The sequence below is a fragment of the Streptomyces cinerochromogenes genome (assembly GCF_014648635.1).
Lineage (GTDB): Bacteria > Actinomycetota > Actinomycetes > Streptomycetales > Streptomycetaceae > Streptomyces > Streptomyces cinerochromogenes.
The window spans coordinates 40,271-59,565 of record NZ_BMRM01000010.1; the positions used below are offsets into that span (position 1 = coordinate 40,271).

Sequence of the window (19,295 nt, forward strand, 5' to 3'; positions counted from 1 at the left end):
GATCGCGGAAGGACCGCGGGAAGGACCGCGGAACGATCGGGGAACGGAGGCGGCGGATGTCCCGGGACGCCCGCTGGAAGGCGCTGCTGGAACTGCTCGTCGAGCGGGGCCGGCTGGAGGTCGAGGAGGCGGCGACCGAGCTGGCGGTGTCGGCGGCCACGATCCGCCGTGACTTCGATCAGCTCGCCGAGCAGCAGATGCTGGTCCGCACCCGGGGCGGCGCGGTGGTGCACGGGGTGTCGTACGAACTCCCGCTGCGCTACAAGACGGCCCGGCGCGCGTCGGAGAAGCAGCGCATCGCCAAGGCGGTGGCCGAACTCGTCGCGCCGGGCGAGGCGGTGGGGCTGACCGGCGGCACGACCACCACCGAGGTGGCCCGCGCCCTCGCGGTCCGCGGCGACCTCACCACCGGCGCACCGGCCCTGACCGTCGTCACCAACGCCCTCAACATCGCCAACGAGCTCGCCGTACGCCCCCAGTTCAAGATCGTCGTGACGGGCGGGGTGGCGCGTGCGCAGTCGTACGAGCTCATCGGCCCGCTCGCGGACGGTGTACTGAGCCAGATCACGCTCGACGTGGCCGTGCTGGGCGTCGTCGGCTTCGACGTCACGCACGGGGCGGCGGCGCACGACGAGGCGGAGGCCGCGATCAACCGGCTGCTGTGCGAGCGCGCCGAGCGGGTCGTGGTGGCCGCCGACTCCAGCAAGCTGGGCCGGCGCGCGTTCGCCCGGATCTGCGGGCCGGAGCTGGTGGACACGCTGGTGACGGACACGGCGGTGGCCGACGAGACGGTACGGCGGTTCGAGGAGGCGGGGGTACGGGTGCTGGCTGTGTGAGCGGACGGCGATCCACCGCGGCCCTGCTCACCGACGCGGATGCGGCTGCCGACGGCACGAGCGGACGGTGTTCGCGCCGCCGTCCGGTTCAGATGCCGCCGAGGTCGGCCTTCACGAACCCCGCGCCCCGCTGGTCGTTGCAGCCCGTCACCGGCCGGTCGTCCGGGTCCGGCCATGTCTGCGGCGCCTGGAGCGCCACGCTCACCAGCGTCAGCAGCAGGTCGACGTCGCTCGCGGCGTCCAGACGCAGGGTCACCCACTGCGAGCCGGGCACGATCCTGATCGCACCCGAGTCCCTGAGGTCCTTGGCGAACCGCCGGATGGCCCGGTTGGTGAGCCGGAGATCGACATCGCGCTCGGAGTGGAAGTGGACGATCTCCCCCTGGGCCGAACTCACCGCCCGTCCGAGGCCGCAGCTCGGGAGGGCCTGTCTCAGGTCCGGCCAGGTCGCCAGTTGCGCGAGCGCGCGCGAGGCCAACGTCATGGGCCCATCATGGCGCGCTCACCCGCCCGCAACCAGGTCGTGAGCGAGCATTAACCGACCTGTATCCAGCAGGCGTTCAGAAATCCGCACACAGATCCACCCATCGAACAACCCCGCCCCCATCCGACCCACCCACCTCCCCACCCTCGGCACCCACCCCGGCCCACCCGTCCCCCTTCCCTCGACTCCGTCCCGGCCCACCCGTCCCCGCTCCCTCGACTGCATCCCGACCCGCCCTCCCCCCTCTCCCTCCACGCCCACCCGGGCCCACCGGCCTCCCTCCCCCTCCCCGCCCACCCCTACCCTGAGTTTGTGCCGCAAATAAACAACCTGATCCAGTGACCGCAGACGAGAAGACCCCGCTCATCCGCCACGGGGGAGGCAGACGAGCGGGGCCGGTCTCGGTGGTCAGGTAGGCAGCTGCCAGCGTGCGCCGCCGGGCAGGTGCCAGGCGTACGCACTGCCGTCGAACTCCCGGGCGTAGCCGAACCTGTCGTGTGCGGGGCGGCCGACGTCGGTCCACCACCGCCAGGCTTCCTCGGCCCGCTGCCACAGGCCTTCGTCGCCGCCGAACGTCACCATGCCCTCGTTGTCGCCTGCGAGCGGGACACGGGCCCATGAGCCGTCCGGACGCTGGAGTTGCAGCGCGAGCCCTTCCTCGTCGCTGTAGTAGACGAGTTCGGCATCAGGCAGGTGGAAGGCGAGGACCAGGCGCAGCGCGTAGTGGGTGCGGATCTCCGCCGCCGTGAGCTGGGTCGGTCGGCTTCCCGTGGCCGGCGCTCGTTCCGGTCGAACCTGGGCAGGGTACGCGCGGGCATCGCTGCGCGCGGGCATGAACCGGCCGCCGTTGGTGGTGAAGAAGCCGCGGGTCAGGCCGTCGGCGCCGCAGGAGAGCCGTACCAGGCCGCCTTCGATCCCGAGTGCCAGGTCGGCGACGATGACGCCCCCGGGCCGCAGCTGGCGGACCCAGGCGTCGGGAATGGACGGCACGGAGCAGGTGGCGATGATCCGGTCGAACGTGCAGGCGTCCGGGTATCCCTGCGTTCCGTCCCCCGTCACCAGGCGCGGGTTGTAGCCGGCGTCGAACAGCCGGTCCCGCGCCGCGAAGACGAGGTCATGGTCGATGTCCATGGAGTGGACGGCGGTGCTGCCCAGCCGGGCACACAGCAGGGCAGCGTTGTAGCCGGTTCCGGTGCCGATCTCCAGGACGCGATGGCCGTCGCTGACGCCGAGGTCCTCCAGCATCCCGGCCATGAGGCTCGGCTGCGTGCTGGATGAGGTGGGGATTCCGGTCCATGCGTCCGGTGCGACCCGCTCAGCCGTCTCGGGGTCCAGGGCCGTGACGAGGGTGACGTCCCGGTAGGCGGCCTCCAGGTCTTCCTCGTCGTCGGCGTGACGCTCGCGCCACACGGTGATTCCGCGGTCGTCGGTCTCCTGCTCGAACCACGAGGGGACGAACAGATGACGCGGCACATTAGCGAAGGCCTGCGCCCACGGCTTGCTGCGGATGGCTCCGAGGTCGGTGAGATCTTGGGCGAGTGAGGCCAGGTAGGGGCGGGCTGCGTCGAGGGCTGTGACGCTCATGAGGAGACTCCTCGGAGTTCGTCGGCGATGGCTTGGGTAATCGGCAGGCCGGTCGCGTGCTCGATCCAGTCCCACTGCCCGCAGGGGTTTGCCTCCAGGAACGTCCAGGGGCCGTCCGGTCCAACGATGAAGTCCATCGCGGCGAAGCGGAGTTCGAGACTGTCCATGTAGCGTCGCACGCCCTGGGCGACGTCCTTGGGGACTTCAGTGACCTGATAGGTGAGCGACGCGTAGTCGGCCCGCCAGTCGGTGTGGGCGGTGTCGCTGCCCGCGTGGACCTCTGCTGCCAGCAGCCGGTCCCCCACAACGGTCAGCCGGACCTCGTGAGCCTTGTCGACCCAGGCCTGGAACAGGTGCGCTGTGGTGTCGATGCCGCGCAGGTCCCCCATGTCGGCGGCCTGGATGCGGCGGGTGTAGACGGTCTTCAGCTGGTCGTCCTCGATCAGGACGGGAGACGCCACCGGCTTGCAGATGATCGCGCCACGCATCTCACCGGCGAACGCGCGGACGGCATCCGGGCTGTTGGTGATGAGGGTGGCCGGGATCGTCAGGCCGCAGGCGCGGGCGGTGGCGAGCTGGAGCGGCTTGTACTCGGCGCGCGACATAGCCGCGGGGTGGGAGACCCACCGGCAGTCCAGCGCGGTGATGATGCCGCCCAGACCGGAGCGGGCCTGAGCTGCGGCGAAGCGCCGCTCGGGCTCCGACATGGTGGGCGGGAAAGCGAAAGCGTTCGGGGCCCGGTAGTACACAGCGGTGACGCTGGCGAGGTCGACGGCTCGGAGTGGACTGGCGAGGCCGCCGGACCAGCCTCGCCGAGCGTCGATCCGCCCGGCGAGGGTGAGGTCCTGCGGGAACTCGGCGGTGTCCATGCGGAACACCTCCGCGCCGCCGTCGGTGAGCGCCTTGACGACCCGGTCGGTCGGCCAGTCGTCACGGGCCGCGATCACAAGAACGGCGGTCATCACGGGATCAGTCCTTCGCGCCCTCGTCCAGCGGCGGCGGGTTCTTCACGTTGCCGTCCGGGATGGTCGGGGTGTGCGTCTGCATGTACGGCAGGGGGCCGTCGTACAGGCCGACGGACATCTGCAACTGCTCGTCGTAGACGGCGGGCGGCAGGACGGTCGCCTGGCTGGAGTCGGGGACGCGGGCGAAGCGGAGAATCCACGGGCGGGTCTCGGCGCCCGTGGGCGGCTCCGTGGAGTGCGGGATGCGCCCGTTCTCGGGCGCGAGCGGGAACGCTTCCCGCACGTCTGCAACGGTCATGTTCTGTCCTTGGCTCGGTTGTTGATGCTGTCACCGTCCTCCCGCGTCACTGCGGGCAGGACGGGGTCTGTTGGGAAGAAGGGCCGGCCGCGGGGGACGGTCACACGACGCGCGCTCTCCTTGGGTGCCCGTCCCCGCCGAGGGCTTCCGGACCCCGCGGCGGGGCGGGCGTCACCCGCCGTGCCGCGGCTTCCGTTCCGTGACACGACGGGGGCTTGTAGGGTGCGGCCCTGACCCGGAGCGGCCGCCATGGGGGTGCGTCAGTGCGGCGTCCTCGCGAGCACCAAGGCGAGGACCGGGGCCGAGACGACCACCACGTACATGAGCAGTGCGGGGATCGATCTCATGACCGTCACTTCCCGCCGACGAAAACCAGAGCGGCGACGCGGAGAGACGCGCGACCCGGCTCGGTGGCCTGGTAGCGGTGTGCGCGGTGTGCCCAGATGTTCCAGCCCGATCCTGAGCTGCCTTCCTGGAAGGCGATCAGAACCGCGTCCTCTGTGTCGAGGATCGGCTTGGCGCATGCTCGGCAGACATGCGCAGTGGCAGTCACCGGTGTTCGCTGCCCAGCTCTTCGTAGTGGTCGCACAGGGTCTTGAGGGCTCGGGCCAGGCGCCGGGCGTACGCGACCGCTCCGCTCGGGCCAGGCCCCGGGGTGGCGCGCAGTTTTCCCTGCGCCTCGCCGATGCAGACCTCCGCGCAGTACCGCGGAATGCTGTCCTTCGGCAGCTGCCCGGCCTTCTCCGCCACCTCGGGGATCAGCAGCTCCAGGTGGCCGCGCAGAAGCGCCGTGAGCAGGTCCAACCCTTCGGCGGCCGGAGTCAGTGCTCCGGGCCCGTCGGCCGGGCCGAGCAGCTTGGTGACGGTCTCGCGCATCGTGGGGATGTCCACCAGCGCCGTGTCACTGCTGTGCCTCATCACGGCGTTCACGGACGCACCGCCTGGCCGGCACGGTCGCGGGGGCAGGCGCACGGCGGGTAGCCGGTGTCCAGGGTCAGGGGCAACGGCTCGTCGGTGAACGGCACCGTGACCGTGCCACGGTCGTGGATGATCTTGCCCCTGGGGTCCACGGTGTAGACGCGCAACGTCATGCCGCCGCCCCGTGCACTCGGCTGGGGCTGGACTGTACGGTTCATCATTGTCGACGCTCCCTCGCAGTTACGAGCGTTGGCCACGCCCCGGGGCCGTTCGCGCGGTCGCCGGGGTTCGTGTCTCGATCGTCGTCCGGGCGTGCAGTCCGCGGGATGACCAGCGGGGGTTACCGAGGCGGTAATACACTCGTTGCTGGTGCGGTACGGCGCGACGATGCGCATACGATCACTCCGGAAGTTGGCCCCATGGATGCCACCACCCCCGGCCCGCTCGCCCCCGAAGTCCTCGACAGAGACGACCTGAAGCGAGCCTTGGCAGAGCACGACTTCGCTGCGGCCTTCTCCCTCATCAAGAAGTGGGGCGGCCTGTCGCAGAACCGCATCGCCTCCGCCTGCCAGCTCACACCCGGCAAGGTCTCCACGATCATCAGCGGTCAGCAGCAGGTCACCAGCTTCGACGTGATCTGCCGCATTGCCGACGGGCTGCGCATCCCGGGACAGATGGTTGGACTTGCCGAACGCCCCTGGGAGAGACAGGCCGAGGCGCCCGACCCACAGCCTCGACAGCCCCCGGCCGCACGGTTATCAGATGACACGCCCTGGCGTCCCAACGCGACCGTGCACCTGGCCGTAGACCTCACCAGGAGCGATCTCGTGATGGACCGCCGCGCAGCCACACGCGCCCTCACCGGCGTCGCCCTGTCCGGCGCCGCCCTCCTCGACTCCCTTGAGGGTTGGCTCCAGCCCGCACCAGCCTCCGACAACGGCCACCGCCGGGGCCGCATCGGTATACGAGAGGTACAGGAGCTAGAAGGTACGGCGCGCGCCTTCCGCGCCTGGGACCACCGCTTCGGCGGAGGCCTGCGCCGCAAGGCCGTCGTCGGCCAACTCAACGAGGTCGCGAGTCACCTCGAAGAACACCAGGCGCCGGAGGTCGAGCGAGCCTTGTTCCGGGTGATGGCCTTCCTCGGAGGCACGGCCGCCACGATCGCGTGGGACTCCGGACTCCAGCAGCAAGCCCAGTCCTACTACCTGCTCGCCCTCCGCGCAGCCCACGCCGGCGGCGACCCAGCATTCGGCGCCAACGTGCTCGCGGGCATGGCCCGTCAGATGCTGTACCGAGACCGACCCCAGAACGCGCTGGAACTCGTGCACCTCGCACAGAAGGGCGCGGGCCGGCAGGCCAGTGCCCGGCTGCGCGCGATGCTCCACACCCGGGAAGCATGGGCGTACGCGGCGATGGGACGCCCGTCCGCCTTCAGGCGCGCCACCGCCGAAGCAGCCGAGGCCCTCACCGACGCCGGATCCGAGGAAGAGCCCTACTGGATCACCTACTTCAACGAAGCCGAACTGGCAGGCGTCACCGGCGGCCGCCTTCTCGACATGGCCCGGCAACACTCACAAGAGCACGCCGAGGCAGCCGCGGACTCCATCCGGCAGGCCATCAGGCGGCGCGGCCCCGAGGCAGGCCGCAGCCACGCACTCGACACAATCGGCCTGGCAGAGTGTCACTTCCTCATGGGCGACGTAGCCGGCGCCGTCGACCACACACGGCACGCTGTGGAAGCCGCCGCTCGCACCCAATCCGTACGCGTCCGGGCCCAGCTCAGCCAGCTGTACCCGTACACCGTCGGCCGGAGCGCTTCGCCGCGCGTCGCGGAAGCCCGCACAATGATCCGCGACCTGCTGTCGAGTTGAGGAAGAACCGTGACCACGATCGCCGTCACCGGACACATGGACCTGACCGACGCCAGCGTGCCCCTCGTACGCGACGCTCTGAAGGAGACGCTCACGCCGTATGCCGGGCAGGGCAACCTGACCGGCATCTCATGCATCGCCAAGGGCTCAGACTCGCTGTTCGCTGAGGCGGTGCTGGAGCTGGGCGGCCGCCTGGTCGTGGTCATCCCTTCGCAGGACTACCGGCAGGCCAAGGTCAAGCCGGATCACGCGGAGACCTTTGACCGGCTCATGGCGGCCGCCGCCGAGGTCCTGGTCCTGGAACACGAGACCGCCAACCGCGCCGCGTACGAGGACGCCAACCGCACGCTCCTCCGCCGCGCTGACCGGCTCGTGGCCGTCTGGGACGGCCAGCCGCCGTCCGGCAAGGGCGGCGGCACCGCCGACACCGTCCTCGAAGCACGCGAGGCCGGCCTCCCTGTCGACGTCGTGTGGCCCGACGGAGCCGCACGCCCGAACTGAGCTTGGACAAGCACGACGAAGCGCCCCCTGCACAACCTCGCGGCTGCGCAGGGGGCGACGATTAAGCCCCTGCTGTTGAGCCAGCAGGGGCCGGTGCCGCCTCTTCCACCGGGGGAGTACAGAAGAGGGGCGCCCAACCGCCCCCGGGAGGGCCGGATCTAGACGACTCCGGTGAGGCGATGGGACGACAACAATGCGCCACTGTGGCCGAAACCCGCAAGGCTCAGGGCATGCGAAAATTCCCCACCGCCCAGGCGGGCGGTGGGATCAGATCGCTCAGAGGTGCTGGCGGCGTTGCGGGTCGAGGCCGAGCGCCTGCGGCGCGCTGGGAGAGTCGCTGTCGCTGGGCTGCGGTGCGGCGTCCTTCCGGCAGATCAGGGCGTCTGGGTCGTCCGGGGGCGGCTGAAGGCTGTACCCGGCAGGGCAGGTCTGTCCGTCGCGGCCGTCCCTGCCGTCCGCCCCGTCTTGCCCTGCCGGGCCGGCGGGTCCTGGCGGACCGGGCGGACCGGGCGGACCGGTAGGGCCGACAGCACCGGGGGCACCCGTAACGGTCGCGCCGGTGGCCCCGGTCGCGCCGTCCTTCCCTCCGCCGCCGCTTCCGGCGCCGGCCACAACAGCGGCGACCACCGCCCCCTCCCCACCCACCTCGGCCCAACCGACCAACCGACCGGCCGACCGGCCGGCCGCAGCGCGCCAGCCCTTGCAGGCCTCCCCACCCACCCCTACCCTGAATTTGTGCCGCAAATAAACAAAACCCGTTCGCACAGCGCCGTGCCGGGTCGGAGCCTCGTCACCCTGCGGGCGGCGATCACCGCCTTCTTCACCCTCGACGGTTTCCTCTTCGCGGGGTGGGTCGTGCGCATCCCCGACATCAAGCACCAGACGCACGCCTCCGCCGGAGCCCTCGGGCTCGCGTTACTCGGGGTCTCCGCAGGGGCCGTACTCACCATGACGCTGACCGGCCGGCTGTGCCGGCGCTACGGCAGTCACCCGGTGACCGTGGTCTGCATGGTGGTACTCGCGCTCAGCGTCGCGCTGCCTCCGCTGACCCGCTCGGCTCCGGTACTGGGAGCCGTGCTGCTGTTGTTCGGCGCGGCCTACGGCGGCGTCAACGTCGCCTTCAACAGCGCCGCCGTCGACCTGGTCGCGGCGCTGCGCAAGCCGATCATGCCGAGTTTCCACGCGGCGTTCAGCCTGGGCGGCATGGTCGGCGCGGGACTCGGCGGGCTGGTCGCCGGCGTCCTCTCCCCGGCCCGCCATCTGCTGGCTCTGTCCGTGATCGGACTGCTCGTCACCGCCGTCGCCGGGCGGATCCTGCTGCGCCACGAACCGCCGGTGCCCCCGGAGCGGACACCCGCGCCGGGGGCGGAGCAGGGTGGCGGGGCGGCGGGAAGCCCGGGCGGGCGCGGACTGGTCGTCGTGCTCGGGCTCGTCGCGCTGTGCACGGCCTACGGCGAGGGCGCGATGGCCGACTGGGGCGCGCTCCACCTCCAGCAGGACCTCGCGGCCTCCCCCGGCACAGCAGCCGCCGGCTACGCGTGCTTCGCGCTCGCCATGACCGTGGGCCGGCTGACCGGGTCGGCGCTGCTGGGCCGCCTCGGCCGGGCCCGCACCGTGATCGCCGGCGGCACCGTCGCCGCGGCCGGCATGCTGCTCGGCTCGCTGGCGCCCTCCGTGGGGGCGGCACTGGCCGGCTTCGCGGTCACCGGGCTCGGACTCGCCAACCTCTTCCCGGTCGCCGTGGAGCGGGCGGGCGCGCTGGCCGGTCCGTCCGGTGTCGCCGTCGCCTCCACCCTCGGCTACGGCGGCATGCTCCTGGGGCCGCCCGCGATCGGGTTCATGGCCGACTGGTTCTCCCTGCCCGCCGCCCTCACCAGCGTGGCCGCGCTGGCCGCCGTGGCCGCCGTGATCGGGGTGACGACGCGACGGGCGCTGGGCCGCTGAGCCGTCGACTCTGCGCCCCCGACGCTCCGTTGACTGCGGCGAACGGCCGTGCGACGGTGAGGGCGCGCTGCTTTCGTGAAGCCCTGGGAACGGGAGGCGGACCGCTGTGACCTTCGGAGACGAGGACTCCCGCCAGGCGATGGAGCGAAGCCTGACGCCCGACCGGATCGAGTGGTTCGAGAAGGAGTTCGCCGCCCGGCCGGCCAACCGGCTGATGCAGAACGCGGTCACCCAGACGCCCGTGGACGACGTGGCGCTGGACCGGCGGGTGCTCACCGGAATCGACCACTCGGTCTCCCACCACCTGGACGACTGGAAGGTCACCAACCAGCGCCAGAGCGGGCGTTGCTGGATGTTCGCCGGGCTCAACCTGCTGCGGGTCGGGGCGGCGCGGAAGCTGGGTGTGAAGGACTTCGAGTTCTCGCAGAACTACCTGCTGTGGTGGGACAAGTTCGAGCGGGCCAACCACTTCCTCGAGGCGATCGTCGAGACCTCGGACCGGGACGTGGACGACCGCACGGTGGCGCACCTGCTGGCGGATCCGATCGGTGACGGCGGGCAGTGGAACATGTTCGTGGCCCTGGTCGCCAAGCACGGCCTGGTCCCGAAGTCGGCCATGCCGGAGACCGACAGCTCCTCCGCGACCCGGGCGATGAACCGCGCCCTGAAGACCCTGCTCCGCCAGGGCGCCCGCGACCTGCGCCGGCTGGCCCCCGAGGGGGCCGAGGCGCAGCGGGGGCACAAGCAGCAGGTGCTGGCCGCCGTCCACCGGGTGCTCGGCATCCACCTCGGCACCCCTCCACGGCGGTTCCTGTGGCAGTGGGAGGACAAGAACCGGGAGTTCCACCGCGACGGGTGGCTCACCCCGGCGGAGTTCGCCGCCTCCTACGTCCAGCTCCCGCTGGAGGAGTACGTCTGCCTGGTGCACGACCCCCGGGAGTCCAGCCCCATGGGCCGTACCTTCACGGTCGAGTACCTGGGCAACGTCGTGGACGCGCCGCCGGTGGTCTATCTCAACGCGCCGATGGAGCTGCTGAAGCGGCTGGCCATGGAGGCGATCGTCGGCGGCGAGCCGGTGTGGTTCGGCTGTGACGTGGCCAAGATGATGCGCGCGGACGCCGGCGTCTGGGACGCCGCGCTCTTCGACTACGCGGCCGTCTACGACGCCCCGTTCACCCTGGACAAGGCCGACCGGCTGCTCCACCACGACACGCAGATGACCCACGCGATGCTGTTCACCGGCGTCGACGTGGTGGACGGGAGCCCGCGCCGCTGGCGGGTGGAGAACAGCTGGGGCGAGGACAAGGCCGACAAGGGCTTCTGGACGATGAACGACTCGTGGTTCGGCGAGCACGTCTTCGAGATCGCGGTCCGGCGCTCCGCGCTGCCGCCGGAGCTGGCGAGCGCCCTCGACGGACCCCCGATCGTCCTCCCCGCCTGGGACCCGATGGGCGCCCTCGCGCACTGAGGACGCCCGCCCGGCCGGGGCGTCCGACCGAGATCGTTATCCGAGCTCCACGAACAGCACACGCCTTGCGTCTGCGAAGCCCCTAGGATTGCGGGAGATTCGCGGGGGCGCCGAAAGGTGCGCGAGTGGCCGAAAGTTGTGCCTCGCTGCACCCTGGGTGCGGGTCAGTCGAGATGCGGGCAGTGCAGGTGAGACCGGACCACCCATCGTGCTCCCTCGCAGCTTGACCTGTGAGAGGGAACCCTTGTCTTACCCCACCCCGCCGGGAGGCGGCAATCCCTACGGACAGCCGGCGCCGCCCGGTGGCTGGCAACCGCAGCAGCAGCACGTACACCAGCAAGTGCAACCGCAACCGCCGCACATGCAGCCGTACCCGCCCCAGCCGGGGCACTCGCCGTACGGTGCGTACCCACCGGCCGCACCCCCTGTTCCCGGAGCGGTGGTACCCCCCGTGCCCGGCCCGGGCGGAGGACGCACCGCCCGGAAGGTCTTCGGGACCGTCCTCGCCGTGTTCGGCGCGCTCGGCGTGCTGGGCGGCGGAGCGCTGGCACAACACGCGTACGCCAACAGCCGGCAGCAGGTGCCCAACGACGCCTACGGTCCGGTGCTCTGGCAGAACGAGGGCGCCGCGTCGCTCTTCCCGGCGACCATCGGTGAGCCGCCCGACTACAGGTTCCAGGCGTCGGACCGGAAGGTCGCGCAGTGGAGCCGGATGGGCATCTCCGAGGACACCTCGTGCGACAAGGGTCTCAGCGGCAAGACCAGGGAGACCGCGCAGAAGCTCGGCTGCAAGGCCGTACTGCGCGCCACTTACGTCGATCTCACCGGCGAGATGGTCGCCACGGTCGCGATCGTCGTGCTGCCCAAGGGAACCCCGGCACAGGAGCTGGGCGAGTACCTCGACGGCCAGTCGACCGCGGACGTGCCCGACGCCGCGGTGGTCCCGCTGCAGGTCCCGGGGACCCTCGCGGCGAAGTGGCAGTCGGACCGGCGCAACGGAATGGGCGGTACCGGCCTGGGCGGCGACCTCCCCTACGCGATCGCCGTCACCACGGGCGCGGTCGACGGCCGCCGCACCTCCAACCTGCCGGGCGACTTCGGCGACTACGGCGGGAACGAGGAGGACCGGCAGCCCTGGATGGACGCGGCCAAGGCCCTCAGCGACACGTTCCACACCCACATCCAGAACCTGGAAAGGTGAGACCCGCGGTGAAGTACCGGACCCTACGCGCGACCTGCACCGCCGCCGCCCTCACCGGTCTGCTGTGCACCCTGGCCACCGCGCCCGCCCAGGCGGCCACACCGGTCGGCTGGGAGGGGAACGCCCTCAGCCTGTCCGCGGCGCAGCGGCAGAGCCAGGGCGAGGGAGTGACGGTCGCCGTTCTCGACAGCGGTGTGGTGGTCAGCCACCCGGCCCTGAAGGGCAGGGTGACCACCGGCCCCGACTACCGCCAGGACGGGCTGAAGCCCGGCGACCCGGACTGGGGAGGACACGGGACCGCCATGGCCTCGGACGTCCTCAAGGTGGCCCCGAAGGCCAGAATCCTCTCGATACGCGTCACCTCCGACAAGGACGACAAGGAAGTCACCGAGAAGGAGCTGGAGGAGCGCCGCCAGGCGGGCAACAGCCCGGTCGCCGACGGCATCCGCTACGCCGTCGACCACGGCGCCGACGTGATCTCCATGTCGTTCGGCAGCGGTGACGGGTTCGCCAGCTACGACAAGGAGGAGACCGAGGCCGTGGCCTCTGCCCTGCGCGCGGGCGTGACGCTGCTGGCCTCGGCCGGCAACTCGGGCGACGAGCTGAACGACAGCCAGTACCCCGCCGGCTACCCGGGCGTCATCGCGGTGGCCGCCACGCAACAGGGCGGCACGCGGGCCGGGTTCTCCACGGTGCACACGTACAACGACGTGGCCGCGCCCGGCGTCGGCATCGTCAGCGCGAAGAACACCGGCGGCTACGAGCCGGTCAACGGCACGTCGCCGGCCTGTGCGCTGGCCGCCGGGGTCGTGGCCCTCATGTACGCGAAGAACCCGAAGCTGACGCCGGACCAGGCGAACGACGTCCTGATCGCCACCACCCACCGTCCCGCCGGCGGCGGCAGTGCCCTGCTCGGCTACGGCCTGATCAACGCGGACGCCGCGGTGACGGCCGCCGCCTCACCGCCCAAGGACACGACGGGGGCGGTGACCTACCGGGGCAAGACGTACCTGGGAACTCCGGACGGCACCCCGAAGACCAGGAACGCGCCGATGGAACAGTCCCTGTGGCTGACCGGCCTGGTCTCCGCCGGCGTCGGAGTCGTCCTCCTGGCCGGCGGCGTGCTCCTCGCCCGCTCGGGCCGCCGCAGGACGCCGGTGCCGCCACCGGGCATGGCGCAGCCCCGCGGCTGAGTGCCGGGACGCCGCCCTGGTGCGGGTGTTCCGGCCGGCCGGAGCGGCCGGCCGGAGCACTCCCGCGTCCGGAGGTCAGCCCTGTTCCCGCTCCACCGGGAGCCACAGCTCGGCCTCGGCCTCGGTCTTGTCCTGCGACAGGCGGGTGCGCAGGATCTCGGGGCCGGGGCGGCTGCGGTAGGGGTTGGCCGGGAACCACTCCGTGAACACGTCCCGCCACAGCTCCTGGATGGCCTGCGGGACCGGCCCGGACGTGGTGAAGACCGCCCAGGTGCCGGCCGGGACCGGCAGGACCGCGGTGCCTTCGGGGGCGGGCGCGGAGGTGATCACCGCCTGGTAGTAGTCGAGTTCGGTGCCCTCGGCACGGCTCGGGTCCAGGTCGTCGCAGACCGAGACGATGCCCTGGGGCTCCTGGTCCGCCAGCTTCTCCAGGCTCCCCAGGATCTCCCGGTCGATCCCGCTGACGAAGTCGATGATCGCCTGGTTCGGGCCCGTGTGCACCAGGGGTACCCGGGTCTTGAGGCCGACGACGGTGAAGTCCGGCTTGTCCACGACGCGATAGCGCATGCTGCTGCTCCCTTCGATGGTGAGGCGGAAGGCCAGCCGGGCCTGGGAGACGAGCGCGGCACCGGTGCGCCGGGCCTCGCCCGGTCCGACCCCGTGCACGGCGCGGAACGCCCGGGCGAACGCCTCGCCCGAGCCGTAGCCGTAGCGCACCGCGATGTCCAGGAGCGGCTCACGCCCCGTGAGCACCTCGGCACCCGCGACCGTGAGCCGACGGCGCCGTATGTACTCCGACAGCGGCATCCCCGCGAGCGCGGAGAACATACGGCGCAGGTGGTACTCCGAGGTGGCCGCGATACGGGCCAGTTCGGTGACGTCGATCTCCCGGTCGAGGCGGCCCTCGATGTGCTCCAGGGTCTGGTTGAGACGCTCCAGCACTCCCGGTCTCCTTCCTCTTTCGTGATCACCACGCTAGGCAGCGGTCCCCCGGCCCGACCCGACATCCTGTGCCCGATCAGGTCGGGTCCGGTCGACCGCGCCGACTGGAGCGCACTCCATCCGGCACACTCACCCCATGGAGACTGCCGAGTTCCTTGAGATCCTGGACCGCGAGGGCCGGTTGCTGGCGGCCGCGGCCGGTGCGGCGGGGACGGACGCCAAGGTGCCGACGTGCCCGGAGTGGCAGGTGCGGGACCTGGTCCGGCACACCGGTTCGGTGCACCGGTGGGCCGCCGCCTTCGTCGCCGACGGGCTTGCCGCGCCCCGGCCCCTCGGCGACCCGCCGGAGCTGGACGGCGCCGAGCTGGTGGACTGGTACCGGGACAGCCACCGGCTGCTGGTGGACACGCTGGCCGCCGCACCCGCCGACGTCGACTGCTGGACCTTCCACCCCGCGCCCAGCCCGTCGCCGCTGGCGTTCTGGACCCGGCGGCAGGCGCACGAGACGACCGTGCACCGCTTCGACGCCGAGGCGGCGCGCGGCGGTACGCCGTCCCCCATCGAGCGGGACTTCGCGGTGGACGGCATCGACGAACTGCTGCGCGGCTTCCACGCCCGCTCCCGGAGCCGGCTGCGCAGCGAGGAGCCGCGCGTGCTGCGGGTGCGCGCGGTGGACGCGGGGCCCGATGCGGTGTGGACGGTACGGCTCACGGCCGAGCCGCCGGTGACCGTGCGGGCGGAGGACGGACCGGCCGAGGCCGAACTGTCCGGTCCCGCCGATCTGTTGTACCTGGCGCTGTGGAACCGGACGGCGCCGCCACGGGTGACCGGGGACCCCGCCCTCGCGGAGCTGTGGCGGGAGCGCGCCGGGATCTGACGCCCGGTCAGCCGGTCTCGGACAGCATCCGGGCCAGCACCGCGCGCTGCACCGGCCGTACCTCGCCGTGCAGCGCGCGCCCCTTCGCGGTGAGCGCCACCCGCACGCCGCGCCGGTCCTCGGGGCACATCGCCCGCTCGACCAGACCGTCCTTCTCCAGCCGGCCGATGAGCCGGGACAGCGCGCTCTGGCTGAGATGGACGCGGTCGGAGATCTCCTGCACCCGGTAGGCGCAGCCGCCGTCCGCCGCCGCGCCCTCGGCCAGCAGGTCGAGGACCTCGAAGTCGCTCGCGCACAGGCCGTGCCCGTGCAGTTCCCGGTCGAGTTCGCACTGGGTGCGGGCGTGCAGGGCCAGGATGTCCCGCCACTGCTCCGCGAGTGCCTGTTCGGGCTGCTTCTTGGCCGCCATGACCGCACCGTAGCAGAGAAGCCGTTTCATTGCACCGTCATTAAATGCGCTTGCATCTCATGCATGTGCATGTAGTCTCCTCGGCATGACCTCTCCGCTCCCCCTTTCCACGGCCCCGTCCCCGGCGGTCCGCTGGACCGCCCGGCTGTGGGGCACCCTGCTGGTGCTGTGCGCCGCGATGTTCCTGGACGCGCTGGACGTGTCGATGGTCGGCGTCGCTCTGCCGTCCATCGGCGCCGACCTCGGCATGTCGACGTCGGCCCTGCAGTGGGTCGTCAGCGGCTACATCCTGGGCTACGGCGGCCTGCTCCTCCTCGGTGGCCGCACCGCCGACCTGCTCGGCCGCCGCCAGGTGTTCCTGGTGGCGCTCGGCGTCTTCGCGCTGGCCTCACTGCTCGGCGGGCTCGTGGACTCCGGTCCGCTGCTGATCGCCAGCCGCTTCGTCAAGGGCCTCAGCGCCGCCTTCACCGCACCGGCGGGCCTGTCGATCATCACGACGACGTTCCCGGAGGGCCCGCTGCGCAACCGGGCCCTGTCGATCTACACCACCTGCGCCGCCGCCGGCTACTCCATGGGCCTGGTCTTCTCCGGCCTGCTCACCGAGGCCAGCTGGCGGTTCACCATGCTGCTGCCCGCCCCCGTCGCCCTGCTCGCCCTGCTCGTGGGCACGAAGCTGCTGCCGCGCAGCGAGCGCGAACGCGACCACGGCGGTTACGACGTCCCGGGCGCCGTCCTCGGCACCGCCTCGATGCTGCTGCTGGTGTTCACCGTCGTCCAGGCGCCCGAGGCCGGCTGGACCTCGGCCCGGACCCTGCTGTCCTTCGCCGCCGTGGCCGTCATGCTGGTCGCCTTCGTCCTCGTCGAGCTGCGCAGCCCGAGCCCGCTCGTCCGGCTCGGGGTGCTCCGCTCGGGGCCGCAGGTCCGGGCCCAGCTGGGCGCGTTGACGTTCGTCGGCAGCTACACGGGGTTCCAGTTCCTGGTCACGCTCTCCATGCAGCAGGTGCTGGGCTGGTCGGCCCTGCACACGGCGCTGGCGTTCCTCCCGGCGGGCGCGCTGGTGGCGCTCTCCGCGACCAAGGTCGGTGACGTCATCGACCGGTTCGGCACCGCGCGGCTGATCGTGCTCGGCTTCGTCCTGCTGGCGGTCGGATACGTGCTGTTCCTGCGCATCGACCTGCACCCGGTCTACGCGGCCGTGATCCTGCCGACCATGCTGCTGGTCGGCTCCGGCTTCGCCCTGACCTTCCCCTCCCTCAACGTCCAGGCCACCAACGGTGTCGACGAGCACGAGCAGGGCATGGTCTCCGGTCTGCTGAACACCTCGGTGCAGCTGGGCGGCGCGATCTTCCTGGCCGTCGTGACGGCGGTGGTGACCGCGCACGCCCCCGAGAAGGCCACCCCGCAGGCCGTCCTGGACAGCTACCGGCCCGGCCTGGTCGTGGTCACGGTCATCGCCGTCGCCGGACTGCTGCTGTCGCTCACCGGCCTGCGCCGGACCCGGCCGGGCCGGTCCGTCGTGGTCGCCAGGTCCACTGTGAAGGAGGCGGTCGCGGACCGCGTACCGGTCCGCGACTAGGAAAGTGGGGGACGCCTCCACACGTGCGCCCGGCGGGAGTTGCTTGCCCCGCCGGGCGCACGTCTGGGAAAGTGACGGAATGCACGCATACGGGGGCCGCCGGACCAAGGCGGAGCAGGACGCGGCGACGGTCGAGATCGGCTACGCGCTGGTCAGCGCGGCGTTCGCGGCGGCGGTGCTGTTCGGGGCCGTGGCCGGGCCCGCGTTCCTCTTCGATCTGCCCGGCGTCCTGTCCGAGGTCCTGCTGCGGCTGGGCACGGCGGTCGCGCCGGTGGTGTTCATGGCCCGGGTGATCAGCGTGCTGGTGCGCTTCCGGCAGACGGCTCAGCCCAGCCAGCCGGGCCGTACCAACCCGGACTCGTAGGCGAGCACGACCAGTTGGGCGCGGTCCCGGGCGCCCAGTTTCACCATGGTCCGGCTCACGTGGGTCTTGGCGGTGAGCGGGCTGACCACCAGCCGGCGGGCGATCTCCTCGTTGGACAGTCCGATGCCGACCAGCGTCATCACCTCCCGCTCCCGTTCGGTGAGCCGGGACAGCGCGTCCGCGGCGGCGGGCTCCTTGGAGCGGGCCGCGAACTCGGCGATCAGCCGGCGGGTGACGCCCGGCGACAGCAGTGCGTCCCCGGCGACCACCGCCCGTACGGCGCGCAGGAGTTCGTCCGGCTCGGTGTCCTTCACCAGGAAACCGGAGGCACCCGCGCGGATCGCCTCGAAGACGTACTCGTCGAGTTCGAAGGTGGTGAGCATGACCACCTTCACCTCCGCGAGGTCCGCCGCCGAGGTGATGCGCCGGGTCGCGGCCAGGCCGTCCAGCCGCGGCATGCGGATGTCCATGAGGACGACGTCCGGCCGCAGTTCCCGCACCCGGCGCAGCGCCTCCTCGCCGTCGGCGGCCTCGCCGGCCACCTCGATGTCCGGCTGCGCGTCGAGCAGCGCACCGAAACCGGCGCGCACCAGCGACTGGTCGTCGGCGAGCAGTACCCGGATCACTGGTCCTCCCTGAGGTCCGACGGCAGGACGGCGAGCACCCGGAAGCCGCCGTCGGGGCGCGGGCCCGCCTCGATGGTGCCCCCCAGCGCGGCGGCCCGCTCCCGCATGCCGGCCAGCCCGTTCCCGCTGCCGCCCGCGTCCGCTCCGGTCGCCGGCCCGTCGTCGTCGATCCGCAGCCGCAGCACGCCGTCGCCGTACCCGAAGCGCACGCGCGCGTGCCGCGAACCGGAGTGCCGTACGACGTTGGTGAGGGCCTCCTGGAGGATGCGGAAGGCGGCCAGGTCGGCGCCGGGCGGCAGCCGGGGCGGCTCGCCCTCGGTCTCGACGGTGAGGCCGGCCGCCGCGGCCTGCTGCACCAGCTCCGGCAGCCGGGCGAGGCCGGGTGCGGGGGCGCGGGGCGCGGCGCCCGGTGCGCGCAGGGCGCCGAGAACCTGGCGCACCTCGCCGAGCGCCTCTTTGCTGGCGGACTTGATGGTGGTGAGCGCGGCCCGGGCCTGCTCCGGGTCGCTGTCGAGCAGCGCGAGGCCCATGCTCGCCTGGACGTTGATGACGGAGATGCTGTGCGCCAGGACGTCGTGCAGCTCGCGGGCGATGCGCAGCCGCTCCTCGTCGGCGCGCCGGCGCGCCGCCTCGGCACGGTCCGCGCGCTCCCGCGCCCACTGTTCGCGCCGTAGCCGGGCCAGTTCCGCGAGGGCGGCGACGGCCAGCACCCAGGTGGCGACGACGGCCTCCTGGCCGAGGCCCGCACGGCGGTCCCCGGCGGGCGGGAGCCACCGGTACAGCCAGAGCGCGACCAGGAGGTGCCCGGCCCACAGCAGCCCCACGGCCGTCCAGGCGGCCCGCCGGTGCCCGGCGACGACCGCGCCGAGGCAGCCGACCGCCACGGGCAGGAAGACCGGCCCGTAGGGGTAGCCCAGGGCGAGATAGGCCAGCGCCGCCGCTGCCGTGCCGTACGCCACGGCCACGGGGTGGCGGTGCCGCCACAGCAGCGGCGCCGAGGCGGCGAGGAGCAGCACGCGCGCGTACCCGTCGAGCGGCACCCGGTCCGGCTGGCCGTGCGCGGCGAAGGTGGTACCGACCAGCACGAACGCGGTGATCAGCAGGGTGGAGCGCCACGGCGGCCGGGCGGGGTGCGCCTCGGTGTCGTCCGGGCGCCTCCACCCCGGGGGTCCGTACCGCCACCCGTGGGCGGTCCCGCCGCCGTGCTGCTCCTCCATACGGGCCACGCTAGACGCCGC

General features: G+C 72.1%; 20 protein-coding genes. 10 read left to right on the forward strand and 10 right to left on the reverse strand.

From position 1 onward, the window contains the following. Positions 1–56: 56 nt before the first annotated feature. Positions 57–836: a DeoR/GlpR family DNA-binding transcription regulator gene (locus tag IEZ20_RS20205; protein ID WP_189300670.1), complete on the forward strand. Its 780-nt coding sequence runs from the start codon at positions 57–59 to the stop codon at positions 834–836. 88 nt (positions 837–924) lie between these two features. On the opposite strand, the gene IEZ20_RS20210 is transcribed toward IEZ20_RS20205, so the two are convergent. The 6 genes from IEZ20_RS20210 to IEZ20_RS20235 form a co-directional block, all read right to left on the reverse strand. Further along, complete coding sequence (locus tag IEZ20_RS20210; RefSeq protein WP_189300672.1) at positions 925–1,320, reverse strand: luciferase domain-containing protein; 396 nt, start codon at positions 1,318–1,320, stop codon at positions 925–927. Positions 1,321–1,728: 408 nt separating this feature from the next. After that, the gene (locus IEZ20_RS20215; RefSeq protein ID WP_189300674.1) at positions 1,729–2,904 is read right to left on the reverse strand and encodes a methyltransferase domain-containing protein; all 1,176 of its coding nucleotides are present in this window, start codon (positions 2,902–2,904) and stop codon (positions 1,729–1,731) included. After that, positions 2,901–3,866 carry an ATP-grasp ribosomal peptide maturase gene (gene tgmB, locus IEZ20_RS20220; protein WP_229896150.1) on the reverse strand — a complete coding sequence of 322 codons (966 nt, stop codon included), beginning with the start codon at positions 3,864–3,866 and terminating at the stop codon, positions 2,901–2,903. The genes IEZ20_RS20215 and tgmB overlap by 4 nt, the downstream gene beginning before the upstream one ends. A 7-nt stretch (positions 3,867–3,873) precedes the next feature. Continuing rightward, positions 3,874–4,167 (reverse strand): hypothetical protein, encoded by a 294-nt coding sequence (locus IEZ20_RS20225; protein ID WP_189300678.1) that lies wholly within the window; start codon positions 4,165–4,167, stop codon positions 3,874–3,876. A gap of 549 nt (positions 4,168–4,716) precedes the next feature. Then, positions 4,717–5,085, reverse strand: a complete 369-nt coding sequence (locus IEZ20_RS20230; RefSeq protein ID WP_189300680.1) for a DUF6415 family natural product biosynthesis protein — start codon at positions 5,083–5,085, stop codon at positions 4,717–4,719. A gap of 8 nt (positions 5,086–5,093) precedes the next feature. Beyond that, positions 5,094–5,303, reverse strand: coding sequence for a hypothetical protein (locus tag IEZ20_RS20235; protein ID WP_189300682.1), 210 nt, complete (start codon positions 5,301–5,303; stop codon positions 5,094–5,096). Between the two features lie 201 nt (positions 5,304–5,504). On the opposite strand from IEZ20_RS20235, the gene IEZ20_RS20240 reads away from it, so the two are divergent. The 6 genes from IEZ20_RS20240 to IEZ20_RS20265 all read left to right on the forward strand — a co-directional run bounded on the left by IEZ20_RS20240 (position 5,505) and on the right by IEZ20_RS20265 (position 13,263). After that, on the forward strand, positions 5,505–6,956 hold the full coding sequence (locus IEZ20_RS20240; protein ID WP_189300683.1) for an NsdA family TPR-like regulatory protein: 1,452 nt from the start codon (positions 5,505–5,507) through the stop codon (positions 6,954–6,956). 9 nt (positions 6,957–6,965) lie between these two features. Next, a complete protein-coding gene (locus tag IEZ20_RS20245) occupies positions 6,966–7,457 on the forward strand; it encodes an SLOG family protein (RefSeq protein WP_189300685.1) in 492 nt (163 codons plus the stop codon). A gap of 771 nt (positions 7,458–8,228) precedes the next feature. Continuing rightward, positions 8,229–9,401: an MFS transporter gene (locus IEZ20_RS20250; protein ID WP_189300687.1), complete on the forward strand. Its 1,173-nt coding sequence runs from the start codon at positions 8,229–8,231 to the stop codon at positions 9,399–9,401. A gap of 106 nt (positions 9,402–9,507) precedes the next feature. Continuing rightward, positions 9,508–10,869: a C1 family peptidase gene (locus tag IEZ20_RS20255; protein WP_229896151.1), complete on the forward strand. Its 1,362-nt coding sequence runs from the start codon at positions 9,508–9,510 to the stop codon at positions 10,867–10,869. 451 nt (positions 10,870–11,320) lie between these two features. Beyond that, a complete protein-coding gene (locus IEZ20_RS20260) occupies positions 11,321–12,070 on the forward strand; it encodes a hypothetical protein (protein ID WP_189300689.1) in 750 nt (249 codons plus the stop codon). An 8-nt stretch (positions 12,071–12,078) separates the two neighbouring features. Further along, positions 12,079–13,263, forward strand: a complete 1,185-nt coding sequence (locus tag IEZ20_RS20265) for a S8 family peptidase (RefSeq protein WP_189300691.1) — start codon at positions 12,079–12,081, stop codon at positions 13,261–13,263. A 75-nt stretch (positions 13,264–13,338) separates the two neighbouring features. Here IEZ20_RS20265 and IEZ20_RS20270 read toward each other — a convergent pair whose 3' ends face one another. Then, positions 13,339–14,205 carry an AraC family transcriptional regulator gene (locus IEZ20_RS20270; RefSeq protein ID WP_189300693.1) on the reverse strand — a complete coding sequence of 289 codons (867 nt, stop codon included), beginning with the start codon at positions 14,203–14,205 and terminating at the stop codon, positions 13,339–13,341. A 136-nt stretch (positions 14,206–14,341) separates the two neighbouring features. Here IEZ20_RS20270 and IEZ20_RS20275 point away from each other — a divergent pair, with 136 nt between their 5' ends. Further along, a complete protein-coding gene (locus IEZ20_RS20275; protein WP_189300696.1) occupies positions 14,342–15,082 on the forward strand; it encodes a maleylpyruvate isomerase family mycothiol-dependent enzyme in 741 nt (246 codons plus the stop codon). 7 nt (positions 15,083–15,089) lie between these two features. Here the strand turns inward: IEZ20_RS20275 and IEZ20_RS20280 are convergent, their stop codons facing one another. Continuing rightward, the gene (locus IEZ20_RS20280) at positions 15,090–15,491 is read right to left on the reverse strand and encodes a MarR family winged helix-turn-helix transcriptional regulator (RefSeq protein ID WP_189300698.1); all 402 of its coding nucleotides are present in this window, start codon (positions 15,489–15,491) and stop codon (positions 15,090–15,092) included. 85 nt (positions 15,492–15,576) lie between these two features. On the opposite strand from IEZ20_RS20280, the gene IEZ20_RS20285 reads away from it, so the two are divergent. Further along, positions 15,577–17,067, forward strand: coding sequence for an MFS transporter (locus tag IEZ20_RS20285; RefSeq protein ID WP_189300700.1), 1,491 nt, complete (start codon positions 15,577–15,579; stop codon positions 17,065–17,067). 79 nt (positions 17,068–17,146) lie between these two features. Continuing rightward, positions 17,147–17,431 (forward strand): DUF6332 family protein, encoded by a 285-nt coding sequence (locus IEZ20_RS20290; RefSeq protein ID WP_189300702.1) that lies wholly within the window; start codon positions 17,147–17,149, stop codon positions 17,429–17,431. On the opposite strand, the gene IEZ20_RS20295 is transcribed toward IEZ20_RS20290, so the two are convergent. Both IEZ20_RS20295 and IEZ20_RS20300 read right to left on the reverse strand, forming a co-directional pair. Continuing rightward, complete coding sequence (locus IEZ20_RS20295; RefSeq protein WP_189300704.1) at positions 17,392–18,057, reverse strand: response regulator transcription factor; 666 nt, start codon at positions 18,055–18,057, stop codon at positions 17,392–17,394. The two genes, IEZ20_RS20290 and IEZ20_RS20295, sit on opposite strands and share 40 nt — an antisense overlap. Beyond that, complete coding sequence (locus tag IEZ20_RS20300; RefSeq protein WP_189300706.1) at positions 18,054–19,274, reverse strand: sensor histidine kinase; 1,221 nt, start codon at positions 19,272–19,274, stop codon at positions 18,054–18,056. The genes IEZ20_RS20295 and IEZ20_RS20300 overlap by 4 nt, the downstream gene beginning before the upstream one ends. Positions 19,275–19,295 lie beyond the last annotated feature (21 nt).

What these genes read in the sequence shown, in the direction of transcription:
- IEZ20_RS20205 (WP_189300670.1), top strand. Translation starts at nt 57, where the DNA reads ATGTCCCGGGACGCCCGCTGGAAGGCGCTGCTGGAACTGCTCGTCGAG.
- IEZ20_RS20280 (WP_189300698.1), bottom strand. Translation starts at nt 15,491, where the DNA reads ATGGCGGCCAAGAAGCAGCCCGAACAGGCACTCGCGGAGCAGTGGCGG.
- IEZ20_RS20275 (WP_189300696.1), top strand. Translation starts at nt 14,342, where the DNA reads ATGGAGACTGCCGAGTTCCTTGAGATCCTGGACCGCGAGGGCCGGTTG.
- IEZ20_RS20290 (WP_189300702.1), top strand. Translation starts at nt 17,147, where the DNA reads ATGCACGCATACGGGGGCCGCCGGACCAAGGCGGAGCAGGACGCGGCG.
- IEZ20_RS20240 (WP_189300683.1), top strand. Translation starts at nt 5,505, where the DNA reads ATGGATGCCACCACCCCCGGCCCGCTCGCCCCCGAAGTCCTCGACAGA.
- IEZ20_RS20215 (WP_189300674.1), bottom strand. Translation starts at nt 2,904, where the DNA reads ATGAGCGTCACAGCCCTCGACGCAGCCCGCCCCTACCTGGCCTCACTC.
- IEZ20_RS20225 (WP_189300678.1), bottom strand. Translation starts at nt 4,167, where the DNA reads ATGACCGTTGCAGACGTGCGGGAAGCGTTCCCGCTCGCGCCCGAGAAC.
- IEZ20_RS20210 (WP_189300672.1), bottom strand. Translation starts at nt 1,320, where the DNA reads ATGACGTTGGCCTCGCGCGCGCTCGCGCAACTGGCGACCTGGCCGGAC.
- IEZ20_RS20230 (WP_189300680.1), bottom strand. Translation starts at nt 5,085, where the DNA reads ATGAGGCACAGCAGTGACACGGCGCTGGTGGACATCCCCACGATGCGC.
- IEZ20_RS20285 (WP_189300700.1), top strand. Translation starts at nt 15,577, where the DNA reads ATGACCTCTCCGCTCCCCCTTTCCACGGCCCCGTCCCCGGCGGTCCGC.
- tgmB (WP_229896150.1), bottom strand. Translation starts at nt 3,866, where the DNA reads ATGACCGCCGTTCTTGTGATCGCGGCCCGTGACGACTGGCCGACCGAC.
- IEZ20_RS20300 (WP_189300706.1), bottom strand. Translation starts at nt 19,274, where the DNA reads ATGGAGGAGCAGCACGGCGGCGGGACCGCCCACGGGTGGCGGTACGGA.
- IEZ20_RS20235 (WP_189300682.1), bottom strand. Translation starts at nt 5,303, where the DNA reads ATGAACCGTACAGTCCAGCCCCAGCCGAGTGCACGGGGCGGCGGCATG.